The organism is Micrococcus sp. HMSC067E09 (assembly GCF_001812555.1).
Taxonomy (GTDB): Bacteria; Actinomycetota; Actinomycetes; order Actinomycetales; family Micrococcaceae; genus Micrococcus; species Micrococcus lylae.
Genome location: NZ_KV809452.1, coordinates 206,916 through 217,987 on the forward strand (window position 1 = coordinate 206,916; position 11,072 = coordinate 217,987).

8 protein-coding genes, 1 tRNA gene and 4 pseudogenes are annotated in these 11,072 nt (G+C 69.6%); 6 read left to right on the forward strand and 7 right to left on the reverse strand.

The genetic code is table 11. From position 1 onward, the window contains the following. Positions 1-27 precede the first annotated feature (27 nt). The 6 genes from HMPREF2863_RS10340 to HMPREF2863_RS10365 form a co-directional block, all read right to left on the reverse strand. Positions 28-1,425, reverse strand: coding sequence for a sodium/glutamate symporter (locus tag HMPREF2863_RS10340; protein WP_067189110.1), 1,398 nt, complete (start codon positions 1,423-1,425; stop codon positions 28-30). A 162-nt stretch (positions 1,426-1,587) separates the two neighbouring features. After that, positions 1,588-3,138 (reverse strand): tripartite tricarboxylate transporter permease, encoded by a 1,551-nt coding sequence (locus HMPREF2863_RS10345; RefSeq protein WP_070639852.1) that lies wholly within the window; start codon positions 3,136-3,138, stop codon positions 1,588-1,590. Continuing rightward, entirely contained in the window at positions 3,138-3,746 is a 609-nt protein-coding gene (locus tag HMPREF2863_RS10350) for a tripartite tricarboxylate transporter TctB family protein (protein WP_245829793.1), read from the reverse strand. Before HMPREF2863_RS10350 ends, HMPREF2863_RS10345 begins: the two co-directional genes overlap by 1 nt. Further along, positions 3,743-4,780 carry a Bug family tripartite tricarboxylate transporter substrate binding protein gene (locus HMPREF2863_RS10355; protein WP_083315374.1) on the reverse strand — a complete coding sequence of 346 codons (1,038 nt, stop codon included), beginning with the start codon at positions 4,778-4,780 and terminating at the stop codon, positions 3,743-3,745. The genes HMPREF2863_RS10350 and HMPREF2863_RS10355 overlap by 4 nt, the downstream gene beginning before the upstream one ends. 121 nt (positions 4,781-4,901) lie before the next feature. Then, entirely contained in the window at positions 4,902-5,978 is a 1,077-nt protein-coding gene (locus HMPREF2863_RS10360) for a 2,3-butanediol dehydrogenase (protein WP_070639934.1), read from the reverse strand. Between the two features lie 104 nt (positions 5,979-6,082). Further along, on the reverse strand, positions 6,083-7,054 hold the full coding sequence (locus tag HMPREF2863_RS10365; protein ID WP_246828879.1) for a potassium channel beta subunit family protein: 972 nt from the start codon (positions 7,052-7,054) through the stop codon (positions 6,083-6,085). A 512-nt stretch (positions 7,055-7,566) separates the two neighbouring features. On the opposite strand from HMPREF2863_RS10365, the pseudogene HMPREF2863_RS12215 reads away from it, so the two are divergent. The 6 genes and pseudogenes from HMPREF2863_RS12215 to HMPREF2863_RS10390 all read left to right on the forward strand — a co-directional run. After that, positions 7,567-7,776 (forward strand): annotated as a pseudogene (locus HMPREF2863_RS12215) (AAA family ATPase); the annotation flags it as partial. A gap of 90 nt (positions 7,777-7,866) precedes the next feature. Next, positions 7,867-7,962, forward strand: a pseudogene (locus tag HMPREF2863_RS12380) (alkylhydroperoxidase); the annotation flags it as partial. A 277-nt stretch (positions 7,963-8,239) separates the two neighbouring features. After that, positions 8,240-8,310, forward strand: a tRNA-Cys gene (locus tag HMPREF2863_RS10375). 204 nt (positions 8,311-8,514) lie between these two features. Continuing rightward, entirely contained in the window at positions 8,515-9,456 is a 942-nt protein-coding gene (locus HMPREF2863_RS10380) for a cation diffusion facilitator family transporter (protein ID WP_070639855.1), read from the forward strand. Positions 9,457-9,514: 58 nt separating this feature from the next. Further along, positions 9,515-9,898, forward strand: coding sequence for an ArsR/SmtB family transcription factor (locus tag HMPREF2863_RS10385; RefSeq protein WP_088478928.1), 384 nt, complete (start codon positions 9,515-9,517; stop codon positions 9,896-9,898). A 214-nt stretch (positions 9,899-10,112) separates the two neighbouring features. After that, positions 10,113-10,574: pseudogene (locus HMPREF2863_RS10390) on the forward strand (HAD-IC family P-type ATPase); the annotation flags it as partial. Between the two features lie 37 nt (positions 10,575-10,611). Here the strand turns inward: HMPREF2863_RS10390 and HMPREF2863_RS10395 are convergent. Beyond that, positions 10,612-11,072, reverse strand: a pseudogene (locus tag HMPREF2863_RS10395) (integrase core domain-containing protein); the annotation flags it as partial.

Sequence of the window (11,072 nt, forward strand, 5' to 3'; positions counted from 1 at the left end):
GGCCCGCGGGGACGGCCCTCGGGACGGTCAGACTCGGGCGGCGGTGGCCGGACCCGTGCGTTGCTCGGCCGGGCCGCCCTGCCGCACCATCACCACCGCGCCGAGGACGGCGATGACGCCCCAGATCGCCACGACCGCCCAGGGCGCTCCGGCGACGATCAGCAGGGGCGCGACCGCCACCGCGGCGCCCTCCACCGGGATCAGCGGCATGTAGGCGTAGCCGAAGTCCTCCACGGTCCCGGACTCGAGCTCCGGGTCCACGATGCGCAGCAGGGCGATGCCGGTGGCCACGGAGCCGGTGGCCCAGCCCCAGGTGAAGATCTGCTTCTCGAACCAGCTCTCGCCCAGGTACCGCGGGGCCACCACGAGCCCGAGGAACAGGCAGAACGCCAGGCCGAGGACGAACAGCAGGACCAGCTCCGTGAGATGGTCCGCCACGAACGCCGGCTCGATGGACACGATGCCGCAGACGATCAGCAGATCCGAGGCCATCCCGGACAGGGACTTCAAGGTCTTCGGGTCCATCACGCGGACGGCGCCGCTGCGGACCACGCACCACCGCACCACGATGCCCGCCAGGAAGGCGCTGGCGAACAGCGGCAGCGCGAAGTCGCCGAGCAGGTCTGCGGTGGTGGTCATGAAGAGCCAGCCGAGGGCGAGGACGACGCCGACCAGGGCGACGTGCAGGGTGAGGGTCTCCAGGGACGAGCCGGACATGGTGTGGCGGGCCGCGACCGGGCGGTCGTCGTGCTCCAGCACGCCCGTGCGGACCGACGGGGTGAACGCGTCGGCGGTGTTGAACGCCCGGGTGTGGCCGCGGACGGAGCCGATCTTGGCCAGGACCACGCCGCCGGTGATCCCGGAGAGCATGCCCACGGTGGCCGAGGTGAAGGCGATGGATGTGATTTCCGGGTGTCCGGCGCCGGCGAAGACGTCGCCGAGGGCGGCGGACGTGCCGAACCCGCCGGACCAGGAGGCGAACAGCACCATGCCGATGCCGTCCGAGGTGCCCATCGCAGGGCCCAGCAGGAGCAGCACGAACAGCATGCCGACGACCACCTGCCCGGCGGACATGAGCACCCCGTACCCGGCGAACCCGGCCAGCGGGCCGTTCATCCTCGTGAAGGAGAAGGACTGGGACAGCGCCATGCAGGCGAACACCACGGCGATGAGGAGGGTGGTGTAGGAGCCGATGTACGCGGAGAACGGCAGGCCGGTGAACGTCCAGCCGCCGACGCCCAGGCCCCACGTGCCCGCCACCTGGGGGCTGAGGAGGAACCCCAGCAGCCCGGCGATCACCGGGGCCGGCATCACGAGCCACTGGAAGAAGCGGACCTTGGCCCGCAGCACGACGGCGACGAGCAGCAGGATGCCGATCAGCCCGACGTCGCCGATGAGGGTCTCACGAAACAGTGCAGCATCCATGCCAGGAGCCTTTCCACGCCGGGGGCACCCCGGTGGCGGCCCTCCGGCAGGACTCTACCGGTGCCAGGGCACGACGACGGCCCCTCGCCTCCGCCTGCCGGCCCACCGCGGAGGGTGGGCCGGCAGGGCCGGGTGAGGGGCCGTCGTCGGGAAGGGGGGCGGTCAGCGTCCGGCCGGAACCTCCTCGTGCTCGACGGCCGACCCGGCGGCCGTCTTCTCCGCGCGGGCGGCGCGGGCGCGGCCGACGATCGAGATGCCGATGGCCAGCGCAAGCAGCACGTAGACCGCGATCGTGATGCCGCTGTCGACGAAGACGGAGTAGTCGCCGCCGGAGGACATCAGGGCGTCGCGCAGCGAGGTCTCGGCGAGCGGGCCGAGGACCATGCCGATCAGCAGCGGCGCCAGCGGCACCGAGTAGCGGCGCATCAGGAATCCGAGGAAGCCCAGGCCGGTCAGCAGGAACAGGTCGAACGTGGACGCCGACGTGGCGTAGACGCCCAGGCCGCAGAACACCGCGATGCCGCCGAACAGGTACGGCTTCGGGATCAGCAGCAGCTTGGCCCACAGCGGGGCGAACGGCAGGTTCAGCACCAGCAGCACGATCATCGCGATGAAGAACGAGGCCAGCAGGCCCCAGACCAGGTCCGGCGCACGCTCGAACAGCAGCGGGCCCGGCTGCAGACCGTACTGCTGGAAGGCGGCCAGCATGATCGCCGCGGTGGCCGAGACCGGCAGTCCCAGGGCGAGCAGGGCCCCCATGGCGGTGCCGGTGGTCGCGTTGCCGGCGGCTTCGGGGGCGGCCAGGCCCCGGATCGCGCCCTTGCCGAACATCGGGGTCGTGCGGCGCTTGTCCAGGTTCTTCTCCACGCCGTACGCGATGAACGTGGGCACGTCCGCTCCGCCCACCGGGACCACGCCGAACGGCAGGCCGATGCCCGTGCCGCGCAGCCAGGCCGGCAGCGCCTCGCGGAACTCGGCGCCGGACAGGAACGGCCGACCGGCGGACGGGATCGAGCGGGCGGCGGGGTCGCGACGGATGCGGGAGGCCACGTGGAAGACCTCGCCGAGGGCCAGCAGCGCGACGGTGACGGTCACCAGGGAGACGCCGTCGAACAGCTGCGGCACGCCCAGGGAGAAGCGTTCCGCGCCGGAGACCGAGTCGATGCCGACCGTGGCGATGCCCAGGCCCAGCACGAGGGCCAGCAGGCCCTTCAGGACGTCGTCCGCCACCACCGAGGAGGTCGCCACGAAGGCGAACAGGGCCAGCGCGAAGTACTCGGCCGGGCCGAAGTTCGCGGACAGGTCCGCCAGCGCCGGGGCCAGGAAGACCACCAGCACACAGGAGACCATGCCACCGATGAACGCACCGATCGCCGCGGTGGCCAACGCCTGCGGGGCGCGGCCGGCACGGGCCATCTTGTGCCCCTCGAAGGTGGAGGCGATCGCCGAGGCCTGGCCCGGGGTGTTCATGAGGATGGCCATGGTCGAGTCGCCGAACAGGCCGCCGAAGTAGACGCCGGCGAACATGATGAACGCGGCGGTCGGGTCCAGGGCGAACGTCATCGGCAACAGCAGCGCCACGGCCATGGACGAGCCCAGGCCGGGCAGGACGCCCACCGCGGTGCCGAGGAGGCATCCGACGAGGACGAACACGAGGTTCATGGGGGTGAACGCGTGGGCGAAGCCCTCCATGAGCAGGGACAGTGCCTCCATCAGAAGCCACCTCCGATCAGGCCCGAGGGCAGGTTCAGGCCCAGGGCGACGCCGAAGGCCAGGTAGACGATCGAGGACACCGTCAACGCCACCACCACGTCACGCAGCGGGGTGCGGGAGTCCATGGACCGGGCCACGCACCAGAACAGCAGTGCGGCCGCCAGGATCCAGCCGGCGAACTGCAGCAGTGCGGCGAAGGCCAGGAATCCGCCGACGGCCCAGGCGACGCAGCGCCAGTCGGTGAACGTCGGATACTGCACGGCCGCGGCCTCCTCGGCGGCGCGTCGCTCCTCGTCCGAGACGTCGTCGTGCTCGCCGAAGGTCGCCGGCTCGGCCGGCTCCGGGGTCTTCAAGATCCGCAGCGCCAGCAGCACGGCGATCACGTAGCCGGCCACCAGCACGATGGTCGGGAAGAAGGTCGGACCCGGCGGATCCGTGCCCTCCGGCACCTCCATGGTCAGCACGCCAATCAGCAGGTAGGTGCTGAAGACGGCGAGGATCAGCGGGACGACGAGTCCCGAGCGGCCGTGACCGAAGCCTGCCGACGGCTCGGGTGCGGTGCGCGCGGAGGCGGGTGCCTGCGCAGCGGTCTTCTGGTGGATGCTCACAGTCCCAGCTCCTTCACGAGCTCGCGGGCCTTGGCCTGGTCCTCCCGGATGAAGTCGATGAGCTCGGGGCCGGTGAGGAAGGAGTCCTCCCAGCGGTTGCGCTCCAGGGAGTCCTTCCAGGAGGCCGAGTCACGGGATTCGGTGACGATCTGCTCGAGGGAGGCGAACTCCTCGTCCGACACGCCCGGGGCGGCCACGATGCCGCGCCAGTTCACCAGGTCCACGGCGTAGCCGAGATCCTTGAAGGTCGGCAGGTCCGGGTAGTCGTCGAAGCGCTCCGGAGCGGTGATGGCCAACCCCTTCACCCGTCCGGCGTCGATCTGGTCGCCGACCTCGTTGAAGCCGGTCACCGCGATGTCCGCGGTGCCCGCCATCAGCGACTGCACCGACTCGCCGCCGCCGGCCTTCGGAATGAAGGTCAGGTCCTTCGGGTCGATGCCCACGTCGATGGCCAGCTGGGCGATCACCAGGTGGTCGATGGACCCGACGGAGCCGCCGGTCCACACCATGCCCTTCGGGTCGGCCTTCCAGGCCTCGACGAACTCCTCCATGGTGTTCCACGGGGCGTCCGCCTTCACGATGAACGCGTTGTAGTCCTCCGCTATGCGGGCGATCGGGCGCACGTCCTCGAGCGTGTACTGGGAGTCGTTGGTGGCGATGCCGCCGGTCATGGCCGCGCCGGTGGCCATGATCGTGTTCGCCTGACCGGACTTGGTGACGAAGTTGCTCAGCCCGATGGTGCCGCCGGCACCCGGGATGTTGACCACCTGCACGTTGTTCACGATGCCCTCGCTGCGCATGGCCTGCTGGCCCTCACGCGCAAAGGAGTCCCAGCCGCCGCCGACGCCGGCCGGGGCGATGTAGGTCAGGTTGGACCGCAGGTCGTCGTCCGTGCCCGCGGCACGGACGGAGAAGAAGGACGCGGCCGCGATGGATACGACCGCGATGAGGGCGAAGACGACGGTGCCGACGCCGATCGTGCGGCCCGGCGGGGCGGCGGCCTTCTGACCCGCGTGACGGTGGGACGGTGACATGGGGGCTCCTGAAGGGCGAGCGACGAGTGAAATCCGTGACAGGCGTCACAGGTCGGACGATCGTACTGCATCCAGGAGCCCCCGATCACCTCAGGACCGGATCACGGGATCCGAGCGGGGGTCACAGCCCCTTGCCCGAGGGCGAGACGAGGATCTTCACCGCGGTCTCGTTGCGGTGGATGAGGGTGTCGAAGCCCTCGTCCACCAGACCCTCCAGACCGATCTTGCCGGTGATGAACGGGGCGAGATCGATCTTGCCGGACTCCACGAGCTCGATGGTCGCCGGGTGGTTGTTCACGTAGGCGATGGTGCCGCGCAGGTCGATCTCCTTCATCACGAGCTTGTGGATGTCGAAGTCCGAGCGCTGGCCCCAGATGGAGACGATGACGATCACGCCACGGGGCTTCACCGCGTCCATCAGCGTGTCGAGCACGACCTGGACGGAGGTGCACTCGAACGCGACGTCCGCTCCACGGCCGTCGGTCAGCTTCTTGACCTCCTCGACGACGTCGGTCTCCCGCGGGTCGAAGGTGTGGTCCGCGACGCCGGACTCGACCGCCTTCTTGCGGCGCAGCTCGGACAGCTCCGACATGACGACCGTGACGCCCTGGGCCTTCAGGACCGCTGCTGTGAGCAGGCCGATGGGGCCCGCGCCGCCGATCAGGGCGACGTCACCGGCCTTCACCCCGGAACGCTCGACGGCATGGAAGCCGACGGTCAGCGGCTCGATCAGCGCCGCCTGGTCCAGCGGCACGTCCTTCGAGATCCGATGCACCCAGCGGCGGTCCACGGCGACCTTCTCCCCCAGGCCGCCGCCGTGGCCGCCGAGGCCGATGAAGTTCATGTCCTGGGACAGGTGGTAGGTCTTCGACTCCGGCCCGGTGTCCACGTCCTCCCGGATGATGTACGGCTCGATCACCACGTGGTCGCCGGCCTCGAGGTCGGTGACGCCCTCGCCGAGCTCGGCGACGACGCCGGAGAACTCGTGGCCCATGGTGACCGGCGGCTCCTCCCCGGTGACCGGGTGGGGGTGGCCGGGCTGCGGGACGAAGATCGGGCCCTCGAGGTACTCGTGCAGGTCCGTGCCGCAGATGCCGCACCAGGCGACGTCCACCAGCACCTGCCCCGGGCCGGCGGTGGGGGTGTCGATCTCGTCGATGCGAATGTCCTTCTGTCCGTGGAAGCGAGCGGCGCGCATGGTGCTCATGGGGAACCTCCTGGCGTGGTCGGTGAAGAGGGGACACCACCAGCATGCTCCTGGTGGGCCGGGGTGCGACACCTCTCGCCGCCCAGCACCGCATCTCAGGCGAAGATCGTCTCCAGGCGCTCGCGCACCTCGTCGGTCACCAGGTCGATCACGTCGAGGGCCTTGAGGTTCTCCTGGACCTGGTCCACGGTTGAGGCGCCGAGGATCACGGTGGACACGTGCGGGTTGGACGCGGTCCAGGCCAGGGCCAGCTGGGCGGCGGTCACGTCGAGCTCCTTCGCCAGGTCCACGAGCTGACGGATCTTCGCGGTGATCTGCTCGTCGGCGATCGAGTCCTTCACGAAGTCGTAGCCCTTCAGAGCGCCGCGGGAGCCGGCCGGGATGCCGTCCACGTACTTGCCGGAGAGGATGCCGGAGGCCAGCGGGCTCCAGGTGGTCAGGCCGAGGCCGATGTCCTCGTAGAGGCGGGCGAACTCCTTCTCCACCTTGGTGCGGTGCAGCAGGTTGTACTGCGGCTGCTCCATGACGGGCTTGTGCAGGTGGTGGCGCTCGGCGATGTTCCAGGCGGCGCGGATCTCGTCCGCGCTCCACTCGGAGGTGCCCCAGTACAGGGCCTTGCCCTGGCTGATCATGTCGCTCATGGCCCAGACGGTCTCCTCGATCGGAGTGTTCGGGTCCGGGCGGTGGCAGAACACGAGGTCCACGAAGTCCAGGCCGAGACGCTCGAGGGAGCCGTCGATGCCCTGCATCAAGTACTTGCGGTTCAGGGTGTTCTTCATGTTCACCACACCGTCATGGATGCCCCAGAACAGCTTGGTGGAGACGACGTACTCGTGGCGCTGCCAGCCGAGCTCGGACAGGGCGCGGCCCATGATGGTCTCCGACTCGCCGCCGGCGTAGACCTCCGCGTTGTCGAAGAAGTTGACGCCGCCCTCCTTGGCGGCGGCCATCTGGTCCCTGGCCAGTCCCACGTCGACCTGGGTGCCGAAGGTCACCCAGGAGCCGAAGCTGAACTGGGAGACCTGGAGGCCGGAGGAACCGAGACGGTTGTAGATCATGTCGCTCATGGCTCCACGCTACTACCGACGCCTGCACAGTTCAGAGCCCACAGACGCGAAAGGCCCCGGAACCGTGATGGTTCCGGGGCCTTCCCAGTGTGGTGCGTGGAGCCGGCGGGAGGCTACCCCTTTCCGGCTCTGACAAGGGCAGATGCACTCTAGGTCCAGTCACGGTCCATCAGTGGTCAAAGTAAAACCCCCGCACGGTTGCCGCCGTCGGCGGTATGGACACCACGAACAGAGCGTGACGTCATGGCCCAGCCCACCCGTAACCCCCTCTTTCTTGCAGTGCGCCCCATCGTGCGCGCCACCGTCTCCACTGCCCTCACCGTGGCAGTCCTGACGGCCCTGCACCTTCCCTCCCTGATTCTCGGCACCCCGTAAGCCGACGGCCCCACAACGATCGGCTACGGGGCACCTGACGGCCTGCATAGAGCGCACCCGGCGGAACGGGCGAGAACTCCACGGCGACACGGTGGAGCACAGGACGGGCGGACTCCTCAAGCGCCCAGGGCGCTTCAATAGACAAGAAGGTCCGCAACTACTCCCTGGGGATGAAGCAGCGCCTGGGCATCGCGATGGCCCTGGCCCGGCAGCCGAAGCTGCTCATCCTCGACGAGCCGACCAATGGCCTCGACCCCGCCGGCATCGAGGAGATCCGGGAACTCGTGCGACGACTGGCCGACGACGGGGTCACGGTCATGGTCTCGTCCCACCTGCTCGGCGACCTCGTCGAGCGCCACGGCACCGTGGGCGACATGGTCGCCACCATGGCCCACTCGCCGGCCGTGCTTGGCGGCTACCTCGGCCTGAGCAAGGCCATGCGCCGCGCCAAGCTCGACCGGGCGAGCAGCGAGCTGATCTCCATCGCGGTCCAGGAGCAGCAGGGATGCGGCCTCTGCCTGGCCTCGCACATCGAGGCGGCCCGGTCGCTCGGCGTCGCCGACTACGAGATCGAGCTCGCGCAGCTGGGCACCGCGACCCGTCCGGAGGTGGCCGCGATCATCGCGCTCGGCCTCCAGGTCTACCGCGAGCCGGCGTCCATCACCCACGAGCAGGTCGACGAGCTCCGGGGATGTGGCTACAGCGACCGGGCGATCGCCGACGTCGTCGGCGTCGTCTCCCTCAACATCCTCACCGGAGCGTTCAACCTCGTCGCCGGGCTCACCCCGGGCGACGAGGGCCGAGACCTGCGGTGCCGCGGCCGAGGGGATAGGCAGCGGCCTGCAAAGCCGCCCACACGGGTTCGAATCCCGTAGGCACCTCCGACAGCCGCGCCCCGGTCTCAGGACGACTCCCGTCCTCAGGCCGGGGCGCGGCTTCCTCGCCACAGGCCTTCGGTGCGTGTCGTGCACCGCATCGCCAAGAGTCGTCATCATCGCCCAAATGCGTTAGCATCGTCGCACGTCGATGAATCAATGGGAGAGCCGCGGCCGCCGATCCGCGGAGGAGATGGAGAACGAGCAGACATGGGCGCAGGACACGACCACGGCCACTCGGCCGGCGAGGCGGGACATCCCGGGGACTTCCGCAAGAAGCTCTGGATCGCCTTCGCGATCACCGCGACGATCGTCGTCGCGCAGGCCGTCGGCTCCGTCGTCACCGGCAGCCTCGCGCTGCTGACCGACACCGCGCACGCGATCGCCGACGCCTCCGGCCTGCTCGTCGCGCTGGTGGCCGCGACCCTCACGCTCAGGCCGACGACCTCGAAGCGCACCTGGGGATTCCGCCGGATCGAGGTGATCTCGGCCCTCGGCCAGTCGGCCCTGCTGCTGGTCGTCGGCACCTACGCCGCCGTCGAGGGCGTCCGCCGCCTGGTCGAGCCCCCGGAGGTGCCGGCGACCGAGCTGCTGGTCTTCGGCATCGTCGGCCTGGCCGCGAACATCGTGGCGATCGCGATCCTCTCCTCGAGCCGCGGGGCGAACTTCAACATGCGCGCCGCCTTCCTCGAGGTCCTCAACGACGCCCTGGGCTCCCTCGGGGTGATCGTCGCCGCGATCGTCATCGCGACGACCGGCTTCCAGCAGGCCGACGCCGTCGCCGGCCTGTTCATCGCAGCCCTCATCGTGCCTCGGGCGTTCAAGCTCATGCGCGAGACGGTCGGCGTGCTCATGGAGTTCACCCCCAAGGGCCTGGACCTCGACGAGGTCCGCGAGCACATCCTCGCCCTCGACCACGTCAAGGACGTCCACGACCTGCATGCCTCCACCGTCGCGACCGGCCTGCCGACGCTGACCGCCCATATCGTCGTCGACGACGAGTGCTTCACCGACGGCCACGCCGCCGAGACCCTGCACGCCGCCAAAGACTGCGTCGCCGAACACTTCGAGGTCTCGATCCACCACTCCACGTTCCAGGTCGAGACCGAGCACATCGCCGAGCACGAGCCCGCCTCGGTCAAGCACGACTGAGCGCACGGCGTCGCGGAGCGTATCCATGACCGAGAAGGAGTATCATCGTCATATGGCGATGAAGAGTGCGATTGCGGAACCGGCGACCTGGGCGGACGAGGTTTCTGAGATGACGGCCGCGGCCTGCCTCTTCCACAGCTTCAGCGATCCCTCGCGCCTGGTGATCCTCCAGCACCTCCGCCTCGGCGAGCACCGGGTGGTCGACCTCACCGAGCACCTGGGCCTGTCCCAGAGCACCGTCTCCAAGCACCTGGCCAGCCTCAAGGAGACCGGCCTGGTCGTCTCCCGCCCCGAGGGCCGCGCCTCGGTCTACTCGCTGCAGCACCCCGAGGCGCTCGTCGAGCTCTTCGCCGCCGCGGAGAAGTTCCTCGCCCTCACCGGCGACGACGTGAAGCTGTGCTCGCTGCACGGTTCGCCGGAGTCCGAGCAGCTGGCCGGTTGAGGAACGGAGCCGGGTCGGATCGCCGCCGAACTCGGGGCTCGACCACGTCACGGCCCAGCGAATGACGGGATCAGTCTCGCCTGCGGCCCGGGATGAGCCTGGCGGATTTGAGGATGAACGCGGTCTCGCTGCCGACGTGGACGAACGCGGCCGCGACCGGCGGGGGCAGGCCGAGGCCGGCATGACCGTCGTGGTCGTCGAGGCCGACGGCGAGGCCGCCGAGGCGGGCATCGACGAGGTCCGCGCCGAGCAGCTGCCCGCCGACAAGGCCTCCGCGATCACGGAGCTGGCCACCGCGCGCCCAACGGCGATGGTCGGCGACGGCATCAACGACGCACCGGCGCTGGCCACGGCCGCCGCCGGCATCGCGATGGGTGCGACCGGCTCGGCCGCCGCGGTCGAGTCGGCCGACATCTCCTTCACCGGCCACGACCTGCGTCTCATCCCCGCCGCCCTCACGCATGCGCGGCGCGGGCGGAGAATCATGACGGCCAACATCGCCCTCGCGCTGGCGATCATCGTCGTCCTGTTCCCGCTCGCCCTGTTCGGCGTGCTGGGGCTGGCCGGCGTCGTCCTCGTCCACGAGGCTGCCGAGGTCGTCGCGGTCGAGAGCGCCTGCTCTCCTTCGTCGACTGGAGAGTCGTGGACGAACAAGTGCATCTGCGCCTGTTCGTGACTGGCACACCGGAGCAGCTGGTCGCACTGAACGTCGGTTAGGTGTGATGTCCAGGGAGGTTGTGGAGCCTGGTGGCAGGCGCTGCGCCGATCGCGGAGTGGACGCGATGATGATTGTAGAAGTGCAGCCATCCAGGCAACGCGGCCCTGCGCTCCGTCTCTGAGCTATAGAACCGGGCGTAGGCCCCCGTCAGCGAGCGTGCGATGGAACCGCTCGATCTTCCCGTTCATCTGCGGCCGGTAGGGCCGAGTCCGCTTGGGCTTGATCCCGAGCTCGGTGCAGGCATCACGCCAGGCATGCGAGCGGTAGGCCGAGCCGTTGTCCGAGAGCACCCGCTCCACCTGCACGCCCAGATGCGCGAAGTAGGCGACCGCGCGGTGCTTCATGCCCTGCTGGCGCCAGACGAATCGGTGTCCGCCCCCGTCGGGGACGCGGCCGAACGTGGTGACCTCGACGTGGATCAGCGAGCCGGGGTGGGGGTGCTCGTAGCGGCGGATC

Bases quoted from the DNA above. Each gene is read 5' to 3' on its own strand.
- HMPREF2863_RS10355 (WP_083315374.1), bottom strand. From the start codon at position 4,780: ATGTCACCGTCCCACCGTCACGCGGGTCAGAAGGCCGCCGCCCCGCCG.
- HMPREF2863_RS10345 (WP_070639852.1), bottom strand. From the start codon at position 3,138: ATGGAGGCACTGTCCCTGCTCATGGAGGGCTTCGCCCACGCGTTCACC.
- HMPREF2863_RS10360 (WP_070639934.1), bottom strand. From the start codon at position 5,978: ATGCGCGCCGCTCGCTTCCACGGACAGAAGGACATTCGCATCGACGAG.
- HMPREF2863_RS10380 (WP_070639855.1), top strand. From the start codon at position 8,515: ATGGGCGCAGGACACGACCACGGCCACTCGGCCGGCGAGGCGGGACAT.
- HMPREF2863_RS10340 (WP_067189110.1), bottom strand. From the start codon at position 1,425: ATGGATGCTGCACTGTTTCGTGAGACCCTCATCGGCGACGTCGGGCTG.
- HMPREF2863_RS10385 (WP_088478928.1), top strand. From the start codon at position 9,515: ATGAAGAGTGCGATTGCGGAACCGGCGACCTGGGCGGACGAGGTTTCT.
- HMPREF2863_RS10365 (WP_246828879.1), bottom strand. From the start codon at position 7,054: ATGAGCGACATGATCTACAACCGTCTCGGTTCCTCCGGCCTCCAGGTC.